Origin of the sequence: Proteus sp. G3927 (genome assembly GCF_963894685.1) — a bacterium.
Taxonomy (GTDB): Bacteria; Pseudomonadota; Gammaproteobacteria; order Enterobacterales; family Enterobacteriaceae; genus Proteus; species Proteus mirabilis.
The window spans coordinates 185,718-211,790 of record NZ_CAWQGX010000027.1 but is presented as its reverse complement, the minus strand read 5'-3'; the positions used below and the strand labels follow the sequence as shown (position 1 = coordinate 211,790).

General features: G+C 38.8%; 18 protein-coding genes. 9 read left to right on the top strand and 9 right to left on the bottom strand.

Annotated features, from left to right (window positions below):
- Window positions 1–2: 2 nt before the first annotated feature.
- The 6 genes from AACV00_RS10470 to menE all read left to right on the top strand — a co-directional run bounded on the left by AACV00_RS10470 (window position 3) and on the right by menE (window position 7,362).
- Window positions 3–1,331, top strand: a complete 1,329-nt coding sequence (locus tag AACV00_RS10470; RefSeq protein WP_004243673.1) for an isochorismate synthase — start codon at window positions 3–5, stop codon at window positions 1,329–1,331.
- A 341-nt stretch (window positions 1,332–1,672) separates the two neighbouring features.
- On the top strand, window positions 1,673–3,358 hold the full coding sequence (gene menD, locus AACV00_RS10465; protein ID WP_108716893.1) for a 2-succinyl-5-enolpyruvyl-6-hydroxy-3-cyclohexene-1-carboxylic-acid synthase: 1,686 nt from the start codon (window positions 1,673–1,675) through the stop codon (window positions 3,356–3,358).
- Window positions 3,342–4,109, top strand: coding sequence for a 2-succinyl-6-hydroxy-2,4-cyclohexadiene-1-carboxylate synthase (gene menH, locus AACV00_RS10460; protein ID WP_049199307.1), 768 nt, complete (start codon window positions 3,342–3,344; stop codon window positions 4,107–4,109). Before menD ends, menH begins: the two co-directional genes overlap by 17 nt.
- Window positions 4,110–4,121: 12 nt before the next feature.
- Complete coding sequence (menB, locus tag AACV00_RS10455) at window positions 4,122–4,979, top strand: 1,4-dihydroxy-2-naphthoyl-CoA synthase (RefSeq protein WP_004243669.1); 858 nt, start codon at window positions 4,122–4,124, stop codon at window positions 4,977–4,979.
- Entirely contained in the window at window positions 4,979–5,950 is a 972-nt protein-coding gene (gene menC, locus AACV00_RS10450) for an o-succinylbenzoate synthase (protein ID WP_004243667.1), read from the top strand. Before menB ends, menC begins: the two co-directional genes overlap by 1 nt.
- On the top strand, window positions 5,938–7,362 hold the full coding sequence (gene menE / locus AACV00_RS10445) for an o-succinylbenzoate--CoA ligase (RefSeq protein WP_143475562.1): 1,425 nt from the start codon (window positions 5,938–5,940) through the stop codon (window positions 7,360–7,362). The genes menC and menE overlap by 13 nt, the downstream gene beginning before the upstream one ends.
- Window positions 7,363–7,457: 95 nt before the next feature.
- On the opposite strand, the gene AACV00_RS10440 is transcribed toward menE, so the two are convergent.
- A complete protein-coding gene (locus AACV00_RS10440) occupies window positions 7,458–8,912 on the bottom strand; it encodes a catalase (protein ID WP_004248382.1) in 1,455 nt (484 codons plus the stop codon).
- Between the two features lie 282 nt (window positions 8,913–9,194).
- Here AACV00_RS10440 and AACV00_RS10435 point away from each other — a divergent pair, with 282 nt between their 5' ends.
- A complete protein-coding gene (locus AACV00_RS10435; protein WP_004248380.1) occupies window positions 9,195–9,737 on the top strand; it encodes a YfaZ family outer membrane protein in 543 nt (180 codons plus the stop codon).
- Window positions 9,738–9,841: 104 nt separating this feature from the next.
- Here the strand turns inward: AACV00_RS10435 and tyrP are convergent, their stop codons facing one another.
- The 6 genes from tyrP to ubiG all read right to left on the bottom strand — a co-directional run bounded on the left by tyrP (window position 9,842) and on the right by ubiG (window position 16,420).
- Entirely contained in the window at window positions 9,842–11,053 is a 1,212-nt protein-coding gene (tyrP, locus tag AACV00_RS10430) for a tyrosine transporter TyrP (protein WP_036918615.1), read from the bottom strand.
- Between the two features lie 190 nt (window positions 11,054–11,243).
- Window positions 11,244–11,477 (bottom strand): YgdI/YgdR family lipoprotein, encoded by a 234-nt coding sequence (locus tag AACV00_RS10425; RefSeq protein ID WP_004243656.1) that lies wholly within the window; start codon window positions 11,475–11,477, stop codon window positions 11,244–11,246.
- A gap of 107 nt (window positions 11,478–11,584) precedes the next feature.
- Complete coding sequence (yfaE, locus tag AACV00_RS10420) at window positions 11,585–11,863, bottom strand: class I ribonucleotide reductase maintenance protein YfaE (RefSeq protein WP_004248377.1); 279 nt, start codon at window positions 11,861–11,863, stop codon at window positions 11,585–11,587.
- Window positions 11,864–11,887: 24 nt separating this feature from the next.
- Window positions 11,888–13,018, bottom strand: coding sequence for a class Ia ribonucleoside-diphosphate reductase subunit beta (gene nrdB / locus AACV00_RS10415; protein WP_004248376.1), 1,131 nt, complete (start codon window positions 13,016–13,018; stop codon window positions 11,888–11,890).
- 11 nt (window positions 13,019–13,029) lie between these two features.
- The gene (gene nrdA, locus AACV00_RS10410; protein WP_004243653.1) at window positions 13,030–15,321 is read right to left on the bottom strand and encodes a class 1a ribonucleoside-diphosphate reductase subunit alpha; all 2,292 of its coding nucleotides are present in this window, start codon (window positions 15,319–15,321) and stop codon (window positions 13,030–13,032) included.
- A gap of 361 nt (window positions 15,322–15,682) precedes the next feature.
- The gene (gene ubiG, locus AACV00_RS10405; RefSeq protein WP_004243650.1) at window positions 15,683–16,420 is read right to left on the bottom strand and encodes a bifunctional 2-polyprenyl-6-hydroxyphenol methylase/3-demethylubiquinol 3-O-methyltransferase UbiG; all 738 of its coding nucleotides are present in this window, start codon (window positions 16,418–16,420) and stop codon (window positions 15,683–15,685) included.
- A 184-nt stretch (window positions 16,421–16,604) separates the two neighbouring features.
- Between ubiG and gyrA the strand changes: the two genes are divergently transcribed.
- Both gyrA and rcsC read left to right on the top strand, forming a co-directional pair.
- A complete protein-coding gene (gene gyrA / locus AACV00_RS10400; RefSeq protein WP_070487166.1) occupies window positions 16,605–19,235 on the top strand; it encodes a DNA topoisomerase (ATP-hydrolyzing) subunit A in 2,631 nt (876 codons plus the stop codon).
- 200 nt (window positions 19,236–19,435) lie between these two features.
- The gene (gene rcsC / locus AACV00_RS10395) at window positions 19,436–22,264 is read left to right on the top strand and encodes a two-component system sensor histidine kinase RcsC (RefSeq protein ID WP_017628005.1); all 2,829 of its coding nucleotides are present in this window, start codon (window positions 19,436–19,438) and stop codon (window positions 22,262–22,264) included.
- Between the two features lie 247 nt (window positions 22,265–22,511).
- On the opposite strand, the gene rcsB is transcribed toward rcsC, so the two are convergent.
- Both rcsB and rcsD read right to left on the bottom strand, forming a co-directional pair.
- Window positions 22,512–23,168: a response regulator transcription factor RcsB gene (gene rcsB, locus AACV00_RS10390; protein ID WP_004243646.1), complete on the bottom strand. Its 657-nt coding sequence runs from the start codon at window positions 23,166–23,168 to the stop codon at window positions 22,512–22,514.
- 17 nt (window positions 23,169–23,185) lie between these two features.
- Entirely contained in the window at window positions 23,186–25,879 is a 2,694-nt protein-coding gene (gene rcsD / locus AACV00_RS10385; protein WP_004243645.1) for a phosphotransferase RcsD, read from the bottom strand.
- Window positions 25,880–26,073: the final 194 nt, after the last annotated feature.

Here is a 26,073-nt window from a genome sequence, read left to right as displayed (position 1 = left end):
GAGTGGAAAAGGTTAATCCTGTGTTTTCGACACTGTACGAAAAAGTTAAAAATATAAATCTGACAGCACAAGATGATCTTTTACATTTGAAAGTTATCTTGCCATCAGAGGTGTCATTTTCCTTACTTTCATGGCTAGCAGCACAAACGTATTACCCGCAATTTTATTGGCAACATCGTGATGAAAGCGAAGAAGTAGCCGCTTGTGGACAAGTTAAGTGCTTTAATCATATCCGTGATGCTCATCGATTTTTAGCAACACATCGGCATTCATTGCATGCTGATGATGTGCGTATTTGGGGATTAAACGCGTGGGATACCATTATTCCAGGGCGTATTGATAAAGAAAAAGGTGATGATGCTTACCTTTTTTTACCTCGCATCGAAATAAGACGTCAGCAACAACTGTCGATCCATATTAATTTATTGGCAGAAGAAGATAAGCAAAGTGCGCTTGCTTTTATTCGCTCACTTAAAAATGCACTGAATATTGCACCTTTATCTGTCAAAGTAACATCTGTAGAGCACTCGTTAACGCAACAGCAATGGACTGACTATCTTAATATTGCTTTAGAGGAAATCAATCAAGGTGTATTTGAAAAAGTAGTACCTGCACGGGCAACCTGCTTAAGCTTAGATAATCCGTTAAAAGCTATTCAATTTATGAAAGCAAGTCGAGATGTTAATCATCACTGTTATCATTATATGCTGGCTTTTTCACCTACTGATGCTTTTATGGGCTCATCACCAGAAAGATTGTATAAACGCGATGAATTTGTGCTTTATACCGAAGCGTTAGCGGGCACTGTGGCAAGTTCTGATAATGAACAACAGGCCAGAGCATTTGCTGATTGGCTAATGAACGATAAAAAAAATCAACATGAAAATCTGGTGGTAGTTGATGATATTTGTCAGCGATTACAAGGTGGGATAGAAGGGATTGATGTGTCGTCAGCAGATGTGATCCGCTTACGTAAAGTGCAACATCTGCGTCGCTATATCCACGGTAAACTTATCCATGCTGATGATGTGGATTGTTTACAGCGTTTACAACCTACCGCGGCTGTTTGTGGCTTACCGCGCTCTATTGCGCGCACTTTTATTCGTCAACATGAACCTTTTGAACGCCGTTGGTATGCTGGCTCTGCGGGCTATTTGTCTTTGCCCCATGCCGAATTTGCGGTTAGCCTGCGTTGCGGTGAATTGCATGATGATGCATTAACGCTTTATGCGGGCGCAGGGGTGGTTGCGGGATCTGATCCTTTGCAAGAGTGGGCTGAAATTGAAAATAAAGCAGCAGGTTTACGCACTTTATTAGAAAAAGAGTGTTGAATTCTTTGCAGTTTATCCAGTGGCTCTCATAATATATAAGCTGGGTGTTGATAAGTAGTACTGATTAGGATGCCATTTAGTGCTACTTTCAACTCGTCACTGCATCTTGTTAATAAATTAATGTTATTCTTGTGCTAGCTAGTGTTATTGCTATCTTTTTGTTAACGATAAAAATTAAGCCTAAAAAGATAAGTACTTTAGCTTAAATAATACACTCTTATCAGAGTTCTTTTTCACGATTTATTTAACGAAAACTTCTGTTCATTGAACTAGGCTAAGGAAAAGTATTTAGGAACAGATATTATAATAGTCATTGCAGGTTTTCGTTATTGGGATGATCAATGTCTAATAGTTCGTTTAATCGCCAATGGGCTAAAGTTATACTGGAAACTTTGACTCGTCATGGTTTACGTCATATCTGTATCGCACCCGGATCACGTTCAACGCCTTTAACGCTTGCGGCAGCCGCCAATCATAAACTTATTTGTCATACGCATTTCGATGAGCGTGGTTTAGGTCACTTAGCATTAGGTTTGGCGAAAGCCACCCAACAGCCTGTTGCTGTGATTGTCACCTCAGGTACCGCAGTGGCAAACTTATACCCCGCTTTAATTGAAGCGGGACTTACTGGTGAACGGGTGATCTTTCTCACGGCAGATAGACCGCCTGAACTAATTAATTGTGGCGCCAATCAGGCTATACGCCAACAAGGTATTTTTGCCAGCCATCCCTCAGAAACACTCTCTTTACCACGCCCTACAGCAGATATTCCTGCTCGTTGGCTGGTTTCTACATTAGATAATGCCATGAATAATCTTGTGCATGGTGATTTGCATGTAAACTGCCCTTTTGCAGAGCCATTATATGGTGATGATATAGAGCATGACACACCATGGACACAAGCATTAGGAAAGTGGTGGCAAAGTGATAAACCTTGGTTACAAGAAACGCTTTCTCCCTCTGTGACTACACACCCTCAATGGGATCGACTACGTCAGAAAAAAGGGGTAGTTATTGCTGGACGTATCAGTGCGAAAGAGGGGATTGCCGTTGCCAAATGGGCCTCACAATTGGGATGGCCTCTGTTAGGTGATGTGTTATCACAAACAGGACAACCACTACCTTGTGCTGACTTATGGCTAAATAATCCACAAGTGAAGGCTGAATTAAACCAAGCAGAAATAGTGATCCAATTTGGCTCCAGTTTAACAGGCAAACGCTTATTACAATGGCAAGCGAATTGCTCACCGCAAATGTATTGGGTGATTGATGCTATTCCGGGACGTTTAGATCCGGGGCATCATCAAGGGGAGAAGTTTACCTTATCCCCGAGTCAATGGTTAACGGCACATCCTGCTATTGATAATTTACCTTGGGCGTTGTCATTAAGTCATATTGCTACACAAACTTATCAACATGTTACTGAAGTAACAGACTATTTTGGTGAAGCACAAGTTGCTCATCAGTTAGATCATCTACTTCCTCACAATGGGCAGCTTTTTGTTGGCAATAGTTTAATTGTGCGCTTAATTGATGCTTTTGCACAATTGCCACAGGGCTATCCTGTTATGAGTAATCGTGGTGCTAGTGGCATTGATGGATTGCTTTCAACCTCAGCAGGTGTTCATCGAGCCACTCAAAAACCGACGTTAACTATCTTGGGTGATTTATCGGCATTATATGATTTAAATAGTTTGGCACTACATCAACAAGTCTATGCCCCAAATGTGGTGATTATCGTCAATAACAATGGTGGGCAGATATTCTCTATGTTACCGACGCCTATGGCAGAGCGGGAGCGTTTTTACTGCATGCCCCATGCTTTAAATTTTAAACATGCTGCTGCCATGTTTGGTTTAGATTATGTTGCACCAAACTGTTGGGATGATCTGTTTACTACAGTGACTGCATGTTGGCAGGGGGAAGCCAAAACAACATTAATTGAATTGATTGTCAATGAAACTGAGGGTGCTGAAACCTTAAATCAGTTGGTAAAACAGGTAACCGCTTATGACTTTAGCTTGTAGGCAATATAACACGCATAACGAAGGGCCATGGTTAGTTTGGTTGCATGGACTATTAGGAGACAGTCATGAGTGGGAGACCGTCATTAAGGCTTGCCATGAATATCCCTCACTCGTGATTGATTTGCCCCGTCATGGTAACTCTGCCTCTATTGGGGTAAATAATTTTGTCGAGATGAGTGCATTACTCCATGACACTTTAAAAGAATACGATATTAATCATTACTGGCTGATTGGTTACTCTTTAGGTGGCAGAATTGCGATGTATCACGCATGTTTTGGTGAAACATCGGGATTAATGGGATTGATTGTTGAAGGGGGAAACCCAGGTTTATATGATGCAATAGAAAGACAAAACCGTATTGCACATGATAAACGTTGGGCCGCGCGTTTTCGCAATGAACCTATTAATGATGTATTAACGCAATGGTATCAACAGCCTGTCTTTGCTGATTTAAGCGATGAAACGCGTCAGTTATTAGTTGAAAAACGCAGTAGTAATGCAGGTTTTTGTATTGCGGAAAGTTTAGAAACACTCTCTTTAGGCCATCAGCCTTGGTTAGTTGCAGAATTACAACAACTCACCTTACCCTTTATTTGGTTGTGTGGTGAGCAAGATAAAAAATTTCAATCAATAGCGCAGCAATATTCGCTGCCATTAACGACTATCCCGCAAGCTGGTCATAATGCCCATCAGGCACAGCCTGATGCTTATGCTGCGGTGATAAACCATGTATTATCCCTCTTTGGTTAAAGGAACCTAATTATGCTTTACCCGAGCGAAGAAAAGCTATATGCACCGATTGAATGGCAGGATTGTTCTGAAGGTTTTGAAGATATCCTCTACCACAAATCTGTCGATGGCATTGCCAAAATTACGATTAACCGCCCGCAAGTGCGTAATGCTTTCCGTCCTTTGACTGTGAAAGAGATGATCCAAGCATTAGCCGATGCACGTTACGATGACTCAATTGGTACTATTATTCTTACTGGTGCTGGCGAAAAAGCGTTTTGTGCCGGTGGTGACCAAAAGATCCGTGGTGACTACGGTGGATACCGTGATGAAAGTGGCACTCACCACTTAAACGTATTAGATTTCCAACGCCAAATTCGTACTTGTCCTAAACCTGTTGTTGCTATGGTGGCTGGCTACTCCATTGGTGGTGGTCATGTCTTACATATGATGTGTGATTTAACCATTGCTGCAGACAATGCCATTTTTGGTCAAACTGGTCCTAAAGTAGGCTCATTTGATGGTGGATGGGGTGCTTCTTATATGGCACGTATTGTCGGGCAGAAGAAAGCTCGCGAAATCTGGTTCTTATGCCGCCAATATAATGCGCAAGAAGCATTAGATATGGGATTGGTAAATACCGTTGTTCCTTATGCTTCTCTTGAAAAAGAAACGGTACGTTGGTGTCGTGAAATGCTAGAAAATAGCCCAATGGCACTACGTTGCTTGAAAGCAGCATTAAATGCTGACTGTGATGGTCAAGCGGGTCTGCAAGAATTGGCTGGTAATGCAACCATGCTGTTTTATATGACAGATGAAGGTCAAGAAGGACGTAATGCTTTTAATGAAAAACGTCATCCTGATTTCACTAAATTTAAACGTAACCCATAATGCGAAACGCCAAACTCTATTCATTCAGCCTGCCAATGGAGGCAGGTGTTGTTCTGCGCTACCAAAGATTAAAAACGCGTGATGGTTTTCTTGTCTGTTTAGAGCAAAATGGCAAACAAGGTTGGGGTGAAATTTCACCTCTTCCTGAGTTTAGCCATGAAACGTTAGAACAAGCACAAGATGCCGCACAATCTTGGCTAGCAGCTTGGTGTCTAGGTGAAAATCCTACTGACAGTGAATTGCCAAGTGTCGCTTTTGGTATTAGTTGCGCATTAGCAGAGCTTGAAGGCACTTTACCAGAAGAAGCCAATTATCGTGCCGCACCTTTATGCAACGGTGATCCTGATGACTTAATTTTAAGTCTTAATGAAATGAGCGGGGAGAAAGTTGCTAAAGTTAAGGTCGGTCTGTATGAAGCTGTACGAGATGGTATTGTCGTCAACTTATTACTAGAGGCGATCCCCGACTTAAAACTAAGGCTTGATGCCAATCGCAGTTGGACGCCAGCTAAAGCAGAAGGTTTTGCCAAGTACGTGAACCCACAATGGCGCGACCGTATTGCATTTTTAGAAGAGCCATGCAAAACCCCAGAAGAGTCACTCGCCTTTTCACAAGCAACAGGTATCAATATTGCTTGGGATGAGACTGTGCGTGATGAAGGTTTTGAAGTGAAAGCTCAAGAGGGTGTTACAGCGATTGTTATCAAGCCTACGCTAGTAGGAAGTCTTGCTCGTTGCCAATCTATCGTTGAACAAGCACATGCTTTAGGTCTAGAGGCGATTATTAGCTCGAGTATTGAAAGTAGCTTTGGATTGACACAACTGGCAAGAGTGGCTCAGTGGTTAACGCCAGATTCTATTCCCGGTTTAGATACCGTTGATCTTATCAAACAACAACTTATTCGTTGTTGGCCAGATGTAGATATTCCGCTTATCACGCTTGAACAGCTTAAGACAGTATGGCAACAGTAGTTAATTTTACACAATGGCCGTGGCATCACTGGGCGCAGCTTAACCCAAATGAAACGGCCATCATATTCGGTGATTCACCTATAACATGGCAACAATTAAGTTGTCATATTAATCAATTGGCGAACCATTTAGCGAAACAGGGTGTTAATACTAAAAGTACCGTGTTGCTACGTGGTAAAAATCATATCCATGTTGTTTTTACGCTACTTGCTGTTTTTCAATGCGGTGCAAAAGTATTACCGTTAGATCCTCAGCTCCCTAAGTCTCTACTTGATGATTTATTACCCCATTTAAACATCGATTTTTATGCTGATTTAAGTGGATCAACACTTGAGTTAGATGCGAGGTTACTCGATCTTTCAGGTGTCGAATTCAATAATAAATCACATCAAGATAAAAATAACATGGCAGGTGTTGCATGGGCATCTTCTCGTATGGCAACACTGATCTTAACCTCTGGATCATCAGGTTTACCTAAAGCCGCAGTACATACTTTTCAAGCTCATCTTTGTAGTGCAGAAGGTGTTCTTGAATTGATACCCTTTGAAAAAAGCGACAGTTGGTTATTGTCTTTACCTCTCTTTCATGTATCTGGGCAAGGAATTCTTTGGCGTTGGTTATTACGAGGCGCTACCTTGGTAGTGCGTAATATGCACCCCTTTATTGCTGCTTTGCAAGGCTGTACTCATGCTTCTTTAGTGCCAACGCAACTTTGGCGTTTATTACAAAATACACAACAGGATAGTTCGCAGCCCATCACATTAAAAGCGGTTTTATTAGGGGGAGCGATGATCCCAACTGAATTAACCCAATGTGCGGAAAGTAAAGGTATTCAGTGTTGGTGTGGTTATGGCATGACTGAAATGGCCTCTACTGTTTGTGCAAAACGCGCAGATGGTAAAGCGGGAGTTGGTACGCCATTAAAGGGTAAAGCGGTCAGATTAGTGGATAATGAAATCCAGATCAAATCTGATAGTGTTGCATTAGGATATTGGTTTGATGGTCAATTAAAGCCGTTATCACAGACTCAGGATGCTTGGTATGCAACACGGGATAGAGGTTGTTTTAAAGAAGAGGAATGGTGCATTTTAGGGCGATTAGATAATCTGTTTTTTAGTGCGGGTGAAGGTATACAGCCAGAAGATATTGAAAAGGTGCTAAATAGTCACCCTAATGTTCGCCAAACATTTATTGTCCCGATTGACGATATTGAATTTGGTCAACGTCCCGTTGCTGTTGTTGATACTGATATTGAGACAATTAATCAATTACCACAATGGTATCATACGCGTTTAGCAGGCTTTCAACGTCCCATCGCTTGTTTACTATTACCAGAACAGCTAAAGAATGGAGGGATCAAAATCTCTCGTAAACAAGTGCAACAGTGGGTGAAAGGGCAACAAGTAAATTGATATTGCGATTTTATCGAACGACTTTAAGAAAGGCGCCCAAACTACAGGCGCCTTATTATTTTGCCGAGTTGCTCACAGGGCTTCTTGTTATCAGGTTATTTAGCGTCTTTCCCTTCTAACACTTTAATCGCTTTTTCAACACCAGCGCCATATTCAGGATGAACTTTGGTAAATAAGTCGATTTGGCGTTGTTGTGTTTCTTTACTTGCTTGTGATAATTCGCCCGCAATACGCGCAAACATACGTTGATGCTCGTCATCGCTTAATAGCTCATACAGTGCACGAGGTTGGCTGAAATAATCTTCATCTTCACGATGGTTCCAGTGATCGGCTGCACCTTCAATAGAAAGTGGTGGCTCTTTAAAGTCAGGTTGCTCTTGGAACACACCACCACTATTTGGCTCATAAGTAATACCATTACCACTATTACCATCAACACGCATAGCACCATCACGATGATAATTATGGAATGGGCATTTTGGGGCATTAACAGGGATTTGATGATGGTTAACGCCTAAACGGTAACGATGCGCATCACCATAAGAGAATAGACGACCTTGTAACATCTTATCTGGTGAGAAGCTAATACCTGGAACAATATTCGCAGGGCTAAATGCAGCTTGTTCAACATCAGAGAAGTAGTTATCTGGATTACGGTTTAACTCAAAGTAACCGACATCCATGAGTGGATAATCAGCATGTGGCCAAACTTTGGTTAAATCAAATGGGTTATAAGGCACAGTTGATGCCTCTTTTTCTGGCATGATCTGAATTTGTAACTTCCAACGCGGATAATCACCACGTTCAATGGCTTCAAAAAGATCACGCTGAGAGCTTTCTCTATCTTTACCTACTAGAGCTTCCGCTTCATCATCCATTAAGTTTTTGATGCCTTGTTGGCAACGGAAATGGAATTTAACCCAGAAACGTTCATTATCTTTATTGATAAAGCTATAAGTGTGGCTACCAAAACCATGCACAAAGCGATAGCTTAAAGGTAAACCACGATCGCTCATATCGATAGTTAATTGGTGTAGAGATTCTGGTAAATGAGAAAAGAAATCCCATTTATAAGCCATATTACGCATATTAGTGCGAGGGTCACGTTTTACGATATGGTTAAGATCAGGGAATTTAAGGGGATCACGTAGATAGAATACAGGAGTATTATTACCCACCATATCCCAGTTACCTTCTTCTGTATAAAATTTTAAGGCAAATCCACGAATATCGCGCTCAGCATCAGCTGCACCACGTTCACCCGCTACTGTTGAAAAACGAGCAAACATTTCTGTTTTTTTACCCACTTCAGAGAAAATTTTAGCTCGAGTATATTTCGTAATATCGTGAGTGACCGTAAATGTACCAAAGGCACCAGAGCCTTTTGCGTGCATACGTCTTTCAGGAATAACTTCACGATCAAAATGGGCGAGTTTTTCTAAAAACCAGACATCTTGTAGTAACATTGGACCACGAGGTCCTGCTGTTATTACATTATTATTATCTACAACTGGTGCACCAGCCGCCGTTGTGAGCTTTTTCTTTTCCATCACATCTTCTCCAATTTGTGGAATAGTGAACATTAAAAAATAGCATGGGTGAATAAAACGAAGCGAACAGCCTTATATTTATTATGGTTAATTTTTACTGTAATTCCACTTTAGCAAGATTAAAATTATTAATAAAACCCATTGGACCGATAGTATTGATAGATGTAACTTATTTACATAGATTGAAAAATCTAAACATTGACTTTCAATTCTCAGTAAAATTGTTTAATAAATTTGCTGTATAATTATAAGTTGGGAAAATTATTTGCTGGGGTAATCATAATGAAAAAGTTTTTATTATTAGGAGCAATGAGCGCATTACTTATTTCTGCTAATGCCAATGCCATATCGATGAATGTGCAAGCGGGTAAACATTATACTGATGTACAAGCAGGTTTAGGAGATGCCGATTCTGGACTTTCTTTTAACGGTAACTGGGCACGTAGTGATCACGATGGTCAATTAGGTAGTTTAGGTGCAAAATTTGCGTTACCTCTTGGCCCATTCTCAGCAAGCGTTGGTGGTAAAGCACTTTACCTCTCTCCCAAAAATGGTGATGACGGCGCGGCATTAGCTGGTGGTGTTGGACTTAATTGGCGTGTTTTACCTTCACTGAGTGTTTATGGTGAAGCTTACGCTTCGCCGGAAGGATTAACATCAGGAAGTAAATCCTATTATGAAGCTGATGTTGGTGCTAAATACACGGTATTTAAACCACTTCATGTTAATGCGGGTTATCGGGTGATTGAAATTGAAAACGCGCATAATCACAGTAACAATAAACTTGCTGATGGTTTCTATGTAGGAGCTGGTTTAAGTTTCTAATATCAATAACGGAAACATTAGGTTTTTCCCGTTTAGTTATTTATTTTTAGCAGGTGTTACAATTAACACCTGCTTTTTATTTGATTTTTATCAGCTAATGGTGATTAACCCACTTGTGGCAATATATTAAAGGTAATCGCAATTTGAATACCAATCACTACTAACCCGCAGATAAATACGATGGCTAAGGCTGGCTTACCGCCTTTAACTTTATAATGCTCTGTAGTCTGCTTTTGCTGTCTTACTTTCCATACCAGAAGTGCTGGTAATAATAGTGCGAGAATAGATAAAGCAATTGCGGCATAGGCTAAGGCTTGCACAAAGTTAGGGAAAAATAACGCACAGAATAGCGGGGGAACAAAGGTTAATAAACCAGACTGAAAACGACCAGATGCGCGATTACTGCGTTTAAATAAATCAGCTAGATAATCAAATAACCCTAATGCTACGCCTAAAAAAGAGGTGGCGAGTGCAAGGGCTGCGAAAAGGTTGACAGCAATATTGACTCGCGGTGTAGCAACCACATCACGGATGGCGGTGAGTAGGCCATTTAAGCCAGATTCTTGGGCTAAAATCCCCATAAAGGTGGTGGTGGGAATAGCTCCTAATGTTGCTAATTGCCATAAAATATAAGCAATAAGAGGGATTGCGCTACCTACGATAAATATGAGGCGTAGTTTTTTGATATTGCCATCCATGTAACTGACAATACTGGGTACACTACCGTGGAAACCAAAAGAGGTAAAAATAACCGGGATCGCAGAAAAAACGAGTCCCTGAGCGATAGGCATAGAGGTTAAGTTGACTTTTTCCACATGGGGTAACATGACTACCAGCATAAAAATTAAGAAAATAACTTTTGCTGTAAAGAGTAAGCGGTTAATCATATCCACAGAAGTGGTACCAATACCGACTACCGCACCACCAATAACTGTAAAGATAATGATACCTTGTGTGATGGTTATCTTATGACCAATCCAAGAAGATAAAGTCGAAGCTAATAGTTCACCCGCACCACTGATATAAGCCGTTGTTAAAGCATACATAAGAAGTAGCAAAGCTAAACCTGTAACGACTTGTCCTCCAATACCCAGATAACGTTTCGCAATAGAGCCAAGGCCTGTATGGGGATCGTTGTATTGATAGACTTCTACTAATAAAAGCGCGGTGTAACTCATTAATAGCCATAAGCCCACCAGCAATAATACCATGGTACTAAAGCCAATACCCACAGCAGCAAGTGGCATTGCCAACATTCCTGCACCAATTGTTGTTCCTGCAACAATAAATACACTGCCTATAGTGCGATTTTTCACAAAGTCCTCGTTTTTCCAAACTATTTTACCTAGTTAAAAGTAGGGTATAAGAATGGTAAATTTCTGTCAAATTTTAATTACGATAGGTGTAATGTTTTGTTTACAAAATAGAGGGGATATAAAAAAACGCCAACAAAATGTTGGCGCTATTTAACATGTCTTTGATTGTTGAATGACAAAAAAAGATTAATTAATCATCAAGCTCAACCATTCTTCTTATTTGATCACGATTAATTTGTTTGATTGCACCGGTTTCAGCATCTTTATAAATAATTAATCCGGTAGACTCATCTTCTTGAGGTTTATCTGTGGTCAAAATGGTTTGCCCATCGACGGTTTCAATTTTTTGTGGAGATGAACAACCTGCTAATAGCAGTAAAGAGAAAGAGGCGGCACAAATCGGTAAAATAGTTTTTAGTTTCATAGTAACGATCCTTTTTATAACTCTGTTATTTAACTTTAGTTAAAAATACACATTTGTGTTAGAAAAAGAACAATATAAGAAAACAGTGATCATTATAGTCAATGGTTTTACTTTGTGCAGATCTCGATTTCGATATCACTCACAGGGTGACAGCTACAAGGTAAAATTTCATCAGCTTGAATAAATGCCAATGGTTCATTGCGATAACATACTTTGCCTTTTACTAAGCGTAATCGGCAAGAGCCACAATAACCTTCTCGGCATTGATATTCGATTTGAATTTTGCTGCGCTCTAACGTATCCAACAAGGAAGGATGCGTTTCAGAGCTAAATTCTAATGCGGTTGATAGACCCTGCTGGTGCAGGGTCACTTTATGAGATGCCATAATGTATAGCGCTAGTTCTCTGTTTTACAGTTCGAAGTTACTTAAATCATCAGTATCTACTTGTGAGTCGATTTGACCTACTAGATATGAGCTTACTTCAACTTCTTGTGGTGCAACTTGCACATTATCAGATACTAACCAAGCATTAATCCATGGAATAGGGTTTGAACGTGCTTTAAACGGCAATTTAAGTCCTACTGCCTGCATACGAATATTAGTAATATATTCAACATATTGGCAAAGGATCTCTTTATTTAAACCGATCATAGAGCCTTCTGAGAATAGGTATTCTGCCCACTCTTTTTCTTGCTCTGCTGCTTCAACAAATAGGTCATAACATTCTTGTTCGCATTCTGCGGCAATTTCGGCCATTTCAGGATCATCTTGACCTGAACGCAGTAAATTGAGCATATGCTGTGTGCCAGTTAAGTGTAATGCTTCATCACGGGCAATCAATTTAATGATTTTAGCGTTACCTTCCATCAGTTCGCGCTCTGCAAAGGCAAATGAACAGGCAAAGCTGACATAGAAACGAATCGCTTCTAAAGCATTAACACTCATTAAGCATAGGTAAAGCTGTTTTTTAAGCTTACGTAAAGTAACTTCAACAGTTTTACCTTTTATTTGGTGCGTACCTTCACCAAACATATGGTAAAGGTTAGTTAAATTGATTAACTCATCATAATAAGATGAGATATCACGAGCACGTTTTAAAATCTCTTCATTTTCAACAATATCATCAAAAACGACCGACGGATCGTTGACGATATTACGAATAATATGGGTATAAGAGCGTGAATGGATGGTTTCAGAGAACGACCATGTTTCTACCCAAGTTTCTAATTCTGGAATCGAAATTAAAGGTAAAAATGCCACGTTAGGGCTTCTACCTTGGATCGAATCAAGCAGAGTTTGATATTTTAAATTACTAATAAAAATGTGTTTTTCGTGATCGGGAAGCGCATTGTAGTCAATACGATCACGAGAAACATCAACTTCTTCTGGACGCCAGAAGAAAGAGAGTTGCTTTTCAATTAGTTTTTCAAAAATAGGGTACTTTTGCTGATCATAACGCGCTACGTTAACAGGTTGCCCAAAAAACATGGGCTCCTGAAGCTGATCATTTCTAACTTGTGAAAAAGTGGTATAAGACATAGCTTCCTCAATTAAATTTTACACGCGCCGCCTTCACAATCTGAATCTGCCGTTTCAACGACTTCTTCCAGATCACCTTGTACATCTTCTGCACCATCACGGGTATTGTGATAATAGAGTGTTTTCACACCATATTTATAGGCGAGCAGCAAATCTTTTAGCAGCTGGTTCATAGGAACCTTACCACTAGGGAAACGAGTAGGATCGTAGTTAGTGTTGGCAGAAATCGCTTGGTCGACAAACTTTTGCATAATACCGACTAACTGCAAATAACCTTCGATACTTGGCATTTGCCACAGTAATTCATAAGCCCCTTTTAGGCGCTCATATTCTGGAACCACTTGACGTAAGATGCCATCTTTAGAAGCTTTAATACTGATATAACCACGAGGTGGTTCGATACCATTGGTTGCATTTGATATTTGTGATGATGTTTCTGATGGCATCAATGCAGAGAGCGTTGAGTTACGTAAACCGTATTGTTTGATCTCTTTGCGTAAGCTTTCCCAGTCATAATGCAGAGGTTCATTAGTCAGTACATCTAATGATTTTTTATAAGTATCAATAGGTAAGATACCTTCTGCATAGGTGGTTTCATTAAACCATGGGCATGCCCCTTGCTCTTTTGCTAATTCATTTGATGCTTTTAATAAATAGTATTGAATAGCTTCAAAGGCACGGTGTGTTAAGTTGTTTGCACTACCATCTGAGTAGCGAACACCGTGTTTAGCCAGATAATAAGCAAAGTTGATCACACCAATACCCAGTGTACGACGACCCATAGCACCTTGTTTAGCTGCTAAAATTGGATAATCTTGGTAATCTAACAAAGCATCTAACGCGCGAACGGCTAAACGTGCTAGCTCTTCTAAATCGTCTAGATTTTCAATCGCCCCAAGATTAAAGGCCGAAAGTGTACACAGGGCAATTTCACCATTTGGATCTTTAATATCATTTAATGGTTTGGTTGGTAGTGCTATTTCTAAACATAAGTTTGATTGACGGATAGGTGCAATCGCCGGATCAAACGGACTGTGTGTATTACAGTGGTCAACGTTTTGAATATAGATACGACCTGTAGAGGCACGCTCTTGCATCATGAGTGAGAATAATTCAACCGCTTTAACTTGTTTTTGGCGGATACTCTTATCTTTCTCATATTGTACATATAAACGTTCAAATTCGTCTTGATCAGCAAAGAATGCATCATAGAGACCCGGCACATCAGACGGGCTAAATAATGTAATATCCTGACCTTTGATTAAACGTTCATACATTAATTTGTTTAACTGCACACCATAATCGAGATGGCGTACACGGTTATCTTCAACACCACGGTTATTTTTTAATACCAGTAGGCTTTCAACTTCTAAATGCCATAAAGGATAAAATAGCGTTGCTGCACCACCACGTACCCCACCTTGTGAACAAGATTTTACCGCCGTTTGGAAGTGCTTATAGAATGGGATACAACCGGTGTGGAATGCTTCACCATTACGAATAGCACTACCTAATGCACGAATACGACCGGCATTAATTCCAATACCTGCACGTTGAGATACATATTTAACAATAGCACTTGAGGTCGCATTGATAGAATCAAGGCTATCATCACACTCAATTAGAACACAGGAGCTAAATTGACGTGTCGGAGTTCTTACACCCGCCATAATAGGTGTTGGGAGTGAAATTTTAAATGTGGATACCGCGTTATAAAAGCGCTCAATATAATCCATACGCGTCTCTTTTGGATAACGCGAAAATAGGCAAGCGGCAACTAACACATAGAGAAATTGTGCACTTTCGTAAATATCACCAGTAATACGGTTTTGAACAAAATATTTACCTTCTAGCTGTTTCACTGCTGCATAAGAGAAATTCATATCACGTTGATGAACAATAAACTTATCCATCTGTTCGAACTCTTCTTTGGTGTAATCTTCGAGAAGATGACGGTCATATTTACCGAGTTCAACTAAATGTTTAACGTGATCATACAATGCCGGTGGCTCAAATTGACCATAGGCTTTTTTACGTAAATTAAAGACAGCAAGACGAGCAGCAAGATACTGATAATCAGGTGTTTCACCAGATATTAAGTCTGCAGCAGCTTTAACCAGTGTTTCATGGATATCGGCAGTTTTGATACCATCATAAAACTGAATCTGAGAACGTAACTCAACTTGAGAAACAGAGACATTTTCTAGACCTTCAGCGGCCCAAGTAATAACACGGTGAATTTTGTCTAAGTCAATGCGTTCTTTATGACCATCACGTTTTGTGACGAGCAGGCTGTGATTCATGAGCGATGCACCTTTCTGGCTTTAATGACCTATAAATGGGCAACCTGAAATTTTATACCGCAAAAAAGCGCTCCCGATGACAAACATTGCCAAGGAGTCTTGTGGTGTGAAATTTAAGGAAACACAATATATAGGGGTTTGTTCAAATGGTGATAACAAGATAATGGTAATTGAGGGATTGATCAAGTGTACAAATCTGAATGTTTCTGTGGATAAATAGGGGATAATTTTTTTAACAACTGCCTGTACCCTGCATAAATACAGGCAGTCAGAAACTTAAAACGACGCTAAAAAGAGGCAAAGTCAATTTTTAAAAATGTGATCGTTTGATGTTTTATTAAACCAAATCAATCTCTCTATTTCACAAATCCGAATTATCGGTCGCTTGAGTGTGCACCATGTAATTAACATCAACATTTGGCGCTAATCGGAATTTGTCTGTAATAGGATTGTAATGTAACCCAATCATATTTTTGCTACGTAAATTGGTTTCATCGACCCAGCTTAATAATTCTGAGGGACGAATAAATTTATTCGCATCATGGGTGCCTTTAGGAACCATATTCAGAATATACTCCGCGCCTACCACCAGCATAAACCACGCTTTTTTATTACGGTTGATGGTAGAAAAGAATACATGTCCACCTGGTTTCACCAGTTTGGCACATGATCTTACAATGGAGGAGGGGTCTGGAACGTGTTCTAACATCTCCATACAAGTGACCACATCATAGCGTTGTGGATATTCTGCGGCATGGTTTTCAACCGTATCTTGTATATAGGTGACAGGGATACCGGTTTCCAGTGAGTGTAGACGTGCGACCTCTAATGGCTCTTTACCCATATCGAGTCCGGTGACTTCTGCACCAACACGGGCCATACTTTCAGATAAAATACCGCCACCACACCCAACATCAAGTACTTTTTTACCAAATAAGCCATCAGCACGTTCTTGGATATAATTAAGTCTTAGTGGATTGATGCGATGTAGGGGTTTAAATTCACCTTCAAGATCCCACCATCTTGATGCGACACTCTCAAATTTGTCGATTTCATGCTGATCTACGTTAGCATGCAAAGAGGTTGTTTTATCATTCATCAGAAAGTATTACTCCTATTTTCATATTACCGATGATTCTACCAATGTTAGAGAGCGAAATCGAAGCTAAATCGAAGAGAATCGCGAAAGAGTGATTAATTTCATTGTTTCAGTTTTCCTAAAATTGGCGATTTGTGGTATAGTTCTACACCTTTGAATCCGTAGTATGAGGGACAGTGGCTCCATGAGCGACATTGCCAGAGAAATCACACCAGTTAATATCGAAGAAGAGCTGAAAAGCTCATATTTGGATTATGCGATGTCCGTTATTGTAGGACGCGCATTACCCGATGTTCGAGACGGACTGAAGCCAGTACACCGCCGAGTGCTATTTGCGATGAATGTACTGGGAAACGATTGGAATAAACCTTATAAAAAATCAGCCCGTGTTGTTGGGGATGTAATCGGTAAATATCACCCGCACGGTGACAGTGCTGTCTATGAAACGATTGTTCGTTTAGCACAGCCTTTTTCTATGCGCTACATGTTGGTTGACGGTCAGGGTAACTTCGGGTCAGTTGATGGTGACTCCGCGGCGGCTATGCGTTATACCGAAGTTCGTATGGCGAAGATCGCCCATGAACTGCTGGCGGATTTGGAAAAAGAGACGGTCGACTTTGTTCCTAACTATGATGGAACAGAAAATATACCGGCTGTTATGCCAACCCGTATTCCAAACTTGTTAGTTAATGGCTCTTCAGGTATTGCCGTTGGGATGGCAACGAATATCCCTCCGCATAACCTCGGTGAAGTTATCGACGGTTGTCTTGCCTATGTTGATAATGAAGACATCACCATAGAAGAATTAATGGAATATATTACTGGGCCTGATTTTCCGACTGCTGCGATTATTAATGGTCGCAGAGGAATATTAGATGCTTATCGTACAGGGCGTGGAAAGATTTATATCCGTGCTCAGGCTGATATTGAAACTGATGAGAAAACAGGTCGCGAAACCATTATCGTGACAGAAATTCCTTATCAGGTGAATAAAGCCCGTTTAATTGAAAAAATTGCGGAGCTTGTAAAAGATAAACGTATTGAAGGTATCAGCGGATTACGTGACGAGTCTGATAAAGACGGTATGCGTATTGTTGTTGAGATCAAACGTGATGCAGTCGGTGAAGTAGTATTAAATCACCTCTTTTCACAAACTCAAATGCAAGTCTCTTTTGGTATTAATATGGTTGCGCTTCATCAAGGCCAACCAAAATTATTGAACCTAAAAGAAATTATCGCAGCCTTTATTCGCCATCGTCGTGAAGTGGTGACTCGTCGTACCATTTTTGAATTACGTAAAGCGCGTGATCGTGCTCATATCTTAGAAGCACTTGCGGTCGCTTTGGCCAATATCGATCCTGTGATTGAATTAATTCGTCAAGCACCAACCCCAGCAGAAGCGAAAGCAGCATTAATTGCCCAACCTTGGGATCTCGGTAGCGTGTCTGCGATGTTAGAGCGTGCTGGTGATAGCAATGTTGCTCGCCCTGAGTGGTTAGAGCCACAATTTGGTGTGCATGACGGTAAATACTATCTAACAGAACAACAAGCACAAGCCATTTTAGATCTGCGTTTGCAGAAACTAACTGGACTTGAGCATGAAAAACTGCTAGATGAATATCGTGAATTACTGCTACAAATTGCTGAGTTATTGCATATTTTGAGAAGCCCTGAGCGTTTAATGGACGTTATTCGTGAAGAGCTAACAGCAATCAAAACACAATATAACGATCCTCGTCGTACTGAAATCACTGAAAATACCGCTGATATTAATATCGAAGATCTGATTAATGAAGAAAATGTGGTTGTGACACTATCTCACCAAGGTTACGTTAAATATCAGCCATTGACTGATTATGAAGCGCAACGTCGTGGAGGAAAAGGTAAGTCAGCCGCAAGGATCAAAGAAGAAGACTTTATCGATCGCCTACTGGTGGCTAATACACACGATACTATTTTGTGTTTCTCAAGTCGTGGTCGCCTGTACTGGATGAAAGTTTATCAGTTACCAGAAGCGAGCCGCGGTGCTCGTGGTCGCCCAATTATCAATTTATTACCTCTAGAGCAAGATGAGCGGATCACCGCTATTCTTCCAGTAAGAGAGTATGAAGAAGGTAAATTTGTCTTTATGGCAACGGCGAGCGGTACGGTTAAAAAGACACCATTACAAGACTTCAGTCGTCCTCGTAGTGCCGGTATTATCGCGGTTAATTTAAATGATGGCGATGAGCTTATCGGTGTTGATTTAACCGACGGTAGTAATGAAGCTATGCTGTTCTCAGCAGATGGTAAAGTGGTTCGTTTCGCAGAAGAGTGTGTTCGCCCAATGGGTCGTACTGCGACAGGTGTTCGTGGTATGAAACTGGTTGATGATGATAAAGTGGTTTCACTGATCATTCCTCGTGGCGAAGGTGATATCTTAACAGTGACTGAAAATGGTTATGGTAAACGTACCGTTCAAAGTGAATACCCAACCAAAAACCGTGCAACACAAGGCGTTATCTCGATTAAAGTGAGTGAGCGTAATGGTAAAGTGGTAGGCGCTATTCAAGTTGAAGAAACTGACCAGATTATGATGATCACCAATGCCGGAACGTTAGTGCGTACCCGAGTATCAGAAGTCAGCATTGTGGGACGTAATACACAAGGTGTTACCTTGATCCGTACTACAGAAGACGAGCTAGTCGTTGGCTTACAACGTGTTGAAGATGAAGATGATGCATTAGATGATGATGAAGTTGATGAAATGATCAGCGACAATATCTCTGATGTTCCAGAGTCTGAACCAACAGATGATGCGGATAGTGAAGAATAATAGCTATTTTTCAGTAACTTAAAGCAAAAAAAGCAGGCGGAATGCCTGCTTTTTTATATTATAAGCATTTATTAGCCAATAAATTTTATCAGTCATCAGAAAAAATTATCCTGATGATAAAGATCATCTCATTCAGACCTAGAGTAACTTCTGTTAGAATGAGAAAGTTGATTATCTGTATTACCGATTAGGGTGGTTATTTGCGATATCTTTCGTCATTTAAAACGTCATTAAAAATTTCCCGCTACCTTTTTCGTGCACTGGGTATCATGTTGTGGGCAATGGGCGCATTATTAACCATGTTTTATCTCATCAACATCTTTAATGATACTAAATCAGATATCCGACAAGAATATAGTAATAACTATACCGATTTATTGGGCTTCTTTCGCCAAACCTCGAGTACTATCCGCGATTTGCAATATTTAGCAGAGCGGCATCAAGAGCAACTCAATTTAAACCCTAAGATGAATAATTCTTTTTTTTATGAAGGGCCTTTTTCACTTCATAAATTAAGTGAAAGTGCCGATTGTGAATTATTCAAAGGGCAAACAAACAATTATTTTCGATCATTTAATAGTATTCTGTATTACTGGAAAGATAATACCCCTGCTTTACAAGGTATCAACCAAGTATTTATGGTTGGCTCTCATAGTATGTGTATGATTAATTTCCCATTGCGTGCATCACCTATTGATACTGAACTGTTGAAAAAAATGGTTTATGAAAATACACGTAATTACATTAATCAACGAGCTCAAGGGAAAGAGAGTAATCAATACTGGATAGTACCTGATGCCAAGGGGGATAGCGGTATCCTCTATGTCATGTCGCCAGTTTATGCGTCAGGGAAATTTATTGCACTCATTGGTATCGAAAGGGCGATCCGATTGGAGTATTTTTCACCTACGAAAGATCGCGTTATCTCTATTCATCTTTTAAACAATAAAAATAATCCAGTCTTAAGTTATCCTGAAGAGAATAATTATCGCAGTGTAAGGGATGTACCGGATGTTAGTGCTCCTTACTTTGGCTTTGATGATGATTTTAGTGATTTAGTTGCAAAACGTAAGCTACTTCCTTCTTCTTTTAGTGTGGTTTATTCACTACCATTAAAACAAATTTTAAATGAATTTAAGTTTACTATTTTTAATGCCATTATTTTAAATATCATTTCGGCGATTGTTATCTTTATTTTCGTTTGGATTTTTGAGCGAAAAATATTTTCACCTGCAGAAAATAATGCTTCACGCTTAGAGGAGCATGAGCAGTTTAATCATAAAATTGTCGCGTCAGCCCCAGTAGGAATAAGTATCTTAAGAATACGTGATGGCATGATTATTTTAAGTAATGAGCTCGCCCATAATTATTTTCGCTTATTAAGTCATAGTGATAAACAAAATATTCTCTCTATTATTGCTGAAAAAAGTAGCAATATAGTGGATGTGGTCACTAATAATCATAATCATTTGCAAATTAGTTTTGTGAATTCACGTTATCAGAATGAAGATGTGGCGATTTGCGTATTAGTGGATATCAGCGCTCGTGTTAAAATGGAACGCTCTCTACAAAATATGGCAACGGCCGCAGAACAAGCAAACCAAGCTAAATCAATGTTCTTAGCGACAGTCAGCCATGAGCTGCGTACACCACTGTATGGCATTATTGGTAACTTAGAATTATTACAATCATTGACGCAAAATGAAGAGACTGCCAGATTATTAAAAACAATGGATAACTCTTCATCGCTGCTACTCAAAATTATCAGCGATATCCTTGATTTCTCGAAGATAGAATCGAAACAATTAAAAATTGACGTTAAGCCATTCAATTGTCGCCAAGTTGTCTCTTTTGTTATCTCTAACTATTTGCCGTTAATTGCTAAAAAAGATTTAGCTATTTACTGCTTTATTGAGCCGGATGTACCTAAAATCGTTAATAACGATCCGGTTCGTGTCCAGCAAGTTATCTCTAATCTACTAAATAATAGTATTAAATTTACTACGACAGGATGTATTACTTTGCACCTGTATCGAGATGAATATTATCTCTATTTCGATATTCATGATACCGGCAGAGGGATAAATGAAAAAATGCTTCATCAGCTTTTTGAACCCTTCTTTCAGGTCTCGCAAAATACAGAAAGTGCTTCAGAAGGTACAGGATTAGGATTAGCGATTTGTGAAAAACTGATTAACTTGATGGATGGTGATATCAGTGTTGTTTCTCAAGAAAATGTAGGTAGTCGTTTTACTGTGCGGATCCCTTTATATGGCGCACTAAATTCGAGTGATGGACAAACCAAATATAATCTCTATAAAGAGAGTACTATTCGCTGCTTTATCAGTATTAAAAATCTGTATCTAGAAAGCTTTGTTGAACGATATTTAAGTTATGTGGGCTTACATTGTCAATTATTCACGGAAGTGACTCAGGTCTCTGAGAATGATTTTATTATCACCGATCATGATGAATGTTTAGATAAGTCTTGCCAATTTATCCGTATTTATGAACACTATTTTGAGCCTGCAAAGAAAATCTCTGAGAATAATTGGTTATGCAGTACATATAAATTAAATGAATTAATTAAGATTATCCTACAATTACCACAAACAAAATTAGAGTCTGATGACTCAGAGAATAATGCGTTAATGACGGATCACGATCTACAATTATTGACAGTGCTCATTGTTGATGATCACCCTATCAATCGTTTATTGTTGACCGATCAACTGAAAAAAATTGGTTTTAATACCGCAACGGCAGAAGATGGCTGTGATGCTTTAGCCTTTATGCAAGAAAATCATGTCGATATTATTTTAACCGATGTCAATATGCCAAATATGAATGGTTATCAATTAGCGACAACAGTGCGTGAATTGAGTCGCACTATTCCTATTATTGGTGTTACAGCAAATGCGATTGCCGAAGAAAAACAACGTTGTATTGATGCGGGAATGAATGATTGTGTTTCCAAGCCAGTCTCTCTTACTGTATTAAAAGACGTATTACTCACCTATGTGGCATAATCCAACGGTTAATCTCGGAAAAGCGATATTTTTTCATGGTAGATCTGATTGAAAAATTTCGATATTACAGTGATAAATATTGTTGATAGGTTGCCGGCTCAGGATGATAGGGGAAGAGGGGAAAACATTTTTTTGTTGCCAACGATGTGATGGCGGATAAAAAGTAATAAAAAAGCAGAGAAGCTCCCACAATGGGTATGAGCTTCCTGATTTTATCTATACAGCATAGAGAAGAAAAGTTAACGGGTTAGCTTTCTCCGTTAATTTCCTTATCAATAGTGACTGATGATAGGTAGTTAAGCAGAGCGATATCATTGTCGACACCGAGCTTCATCATGGCTGATTTTTTCTGACTACTGATAGTCTTGATACTACGATTAAGTTTTTTAGCAATCTCAGTGACAAGGAAACCTTCGGCAAATAAGCGCAACACTTCACTTTCTTTGGGAGATAAGCGTTTATCACCATAACCATTGGCATTCACTTTTTCTAACAGTTTAGCCACGCTTTCAGGCATAAATTTCTTGCCTTTTTGCAATGCTGCAAGTGCTTTAGGTAGATCAGCAGGCGCACCTTGTTTTAATACAATACCTTCGATTTCAAGGTCAAGAACAGCACTTAAGATAGCTGGGTTATTGTTCATAGTGAGTACAATAATAGACAAATTAGGATAATGTCTTTTGATGTACTTTATCAACGTAATACCATCACCATATTTATCACCAGGCATAGATAGGTCGGTGATAAGAGCATCTGCATTTAATTTAGATAAGTTATTGATAAGTGAAGTGGAATCTTCAAATTCACCAACAACATTAACCCATTCAATTTGTTCTAAAGATTTACGAATGCCGAATAAAACAATTGGATGATCATCGGCAATAATAATATTAAGGTTATTCATGTTTAATTGTTACCTTGCTACAGCAACTGTCGGATCCATTTATCCAGTTGATTGATACGTTCTTTTATCTCTAATTCATTATGATTTTTTATGTCATCTTCTAAATATTCGCAGTTCTCTCTGAGATATTCTAAATCTAACATAGCAAAAACCCCTTTCAGACGATGAGCTGTCTGAGCTAGAGAATGAAAGTCTTTATTAGTTGCTTCTAAGTGTAGTTTTTCAACATCAATGGGAACAGTATTGATAAATAGTTCCTTATAATCACTATCATTCAACTTCTTCCTATAATTATTAAGAATTACTTCGTGATGATCAAGGTTATTATTCTCATTACGAATACTCGTTTGAGTTGTTTCGAGAGAAAGTTGTTCATTTTCTTCAATCAAATAAGTAATAGCCTCAATTAATGGATCACCGAAGTTATAGTTACACTTTATTAAATTTCTTGCTATTTTTTCAAATCCGGTAATAGAGCTAACTAATAATACTGTTGCTGATTCAGGATTATTATCCGGAGTGTCTCTAAGTATGATATCGTATTCTGAGTAAAGATTCTCTTTATTTTTATCAAAGTATGTAGCGCCATATTTATCAAGCTGTTGGCAGATTATTTTTTCTATTTCAGGGTTTTTTATGGCGAGTTTTGCAGTTATACCCTCTAATAATATGTCAAAAGAGCGCTCTTCTGTATCTATATGCTGGTATGGAAGTACGATACGGAAATGAGAGCCAATACTTTCTTGGCTTGTAATGGTCAAAGTGCCTTGTATTTTGTTACACAACAAATGACATAAATAAAAAATAATACCCGAGTTGGAATAATATTTATCACCCATAGCTTGACCTAAAAATGGATATTTAATATTAGCCAGATCTTGAGCTGTTAACCCACTGCCACTATCAATAATATCAATTACTATTTCTTCTTTATCATTATTTTTTTCTAAATTTAGATTGACGGTTATTTTTCCATAATTAGTCGTACTAATGGCATAATTAATCAATGATAAAATAATCTTACTTAATGCTGGGCCATCATTAAATAAAAGTAAACTAGGTTTAATATTATTATGGAAATAAAGTGTTAATCCCTTTCTTATCATAAATGGTGATGCGGTTATTAGAATAGATTCAACTAGCGTTGAAAGTTCAAATTCATCTTGATGTATTTTCCATTCTTGATTTTCTAACTTATTAATTAGCGTAATGTTTTCTATCCACTCAGAAATATAATTCGTTTTTTCTAATAGCAGACTCAGTAATTGTTGGTGAGTATCGTTAGGAAGTAGATCTTTAAATTGATATACCATCTCATTAATATCTTTAATTGGTCGTATGAGTTCCAATGACATATTGGATAAGATCTTGCGGCGTGCAATCGTGTTTTTTTCATATTCTTGTTGTGCTAGCTGCAATTTCTTATTGATTAATGCTTCGTTGTCTTTATTCAGAAAAATGAATAGAGCAGTATTATCGATATTGCTGTTGCTACTGGTGCGGATCTCATAAATTTCGTTATCAATGGCCGTTTGGATTAAACCATTATGTTCAATCGCCATCTGGCGGATCTTAGATAAATCGATATGAGGTAATAGTTTCTCTGCGTGGCTATTACTAATAATCTTATGGTTAGATGAAAAATTATACACCAATAGACCAATAGGAAGATTAGAAATGATATCGTTAGTCATCTCTTCTTTGATGCGAAGATTACGCGTCATCGAAATATAAGGGAATACATATTTATTACGAATATAGATATGGCCAAACACTGAAATCGAGATAAAAATGAGTAGGCTGATAAGTAACCAGATATTTTTATACACAATCTCATTGAAAATCGATTTTAGTGGATACTCATAAGATAAAGAGTAGGGTATTCCTGCGATGGGCTGTGAGAAGATGAGTGAAGTCCCATCCGTTGATACCTCAATATTGTTTTTATCATAAACACTCTGCTGTCCTGTGGGTAATAATCTTAAATATTGAGGTGATAGCTCAGCAGGTAGAAAATTATTTATGGGTAAATCAAAGGCAATAACACTGGTCAGTTGCCCTGGCACATTAAACATGGTGCGATAGGTATAGTAATAAATGTTTTCTGTCGGCATTTTCCTAATGGGAGAAAGGCTCTCTTTTTCATCTAATGCCGTTGATTGCATTAATAGCTCAGAACGTTTGTTTTCAGCCGTTAGTGTTAAATAGCTTTCTTTATAGCGCAATTCTGGTTTTAGTATTGAGTGGGTAGTAATAAGGATAAGATCATTGCCTTTACCATTAAGATAATAGAGAGAGCTATAGTTATTACGTACCCCCCAAATAATTTCTAACGCGTTTGCAAAATAACCGGCTAACTGAAAGGTTTGTTCATTCGATTTACCAAAAACAATAGCGTCAACGGTCTGATCGCGTCCTTCAAGCCAATAAACATCAGAGCGTAGTTTGACCGGATTGATTTTTAAAGGCAGAAAGAGGGTTGGATCATTAATTTTGTTTGATAACTGGAATAGTTGGTTAGCGTGATAGCGGTAATCTTCAACTTGAGAAGCAAACTTATTAGTCGTGTTATTAATGGCATTTTTTTTACTTTCTAGCCAAGTATCAAAATAGCTATAAGCATATAGAAAAAGGGATATGGCCATAAACAGAAGAAACAGAGCATATAAGCGAGTTAATGTATTTGGCTTTAATTGGGTCAGTGTACGCATTCAGTTTGCGAGCCTTTAAGAAATGAAGTCAATAAAAAAAGAAAAAATTGGCTAAACAACCATCAGTATTAAGTCATTATATTAACAGGTTATTACTTTAAAAGGGATATTCGGGTGAAGTTTGAGCAAATAAACAAAAAAAGTCATTTTTTTTACGCTGAATGCTAGACAGCAAGCTCAGAGATAGGCATAAT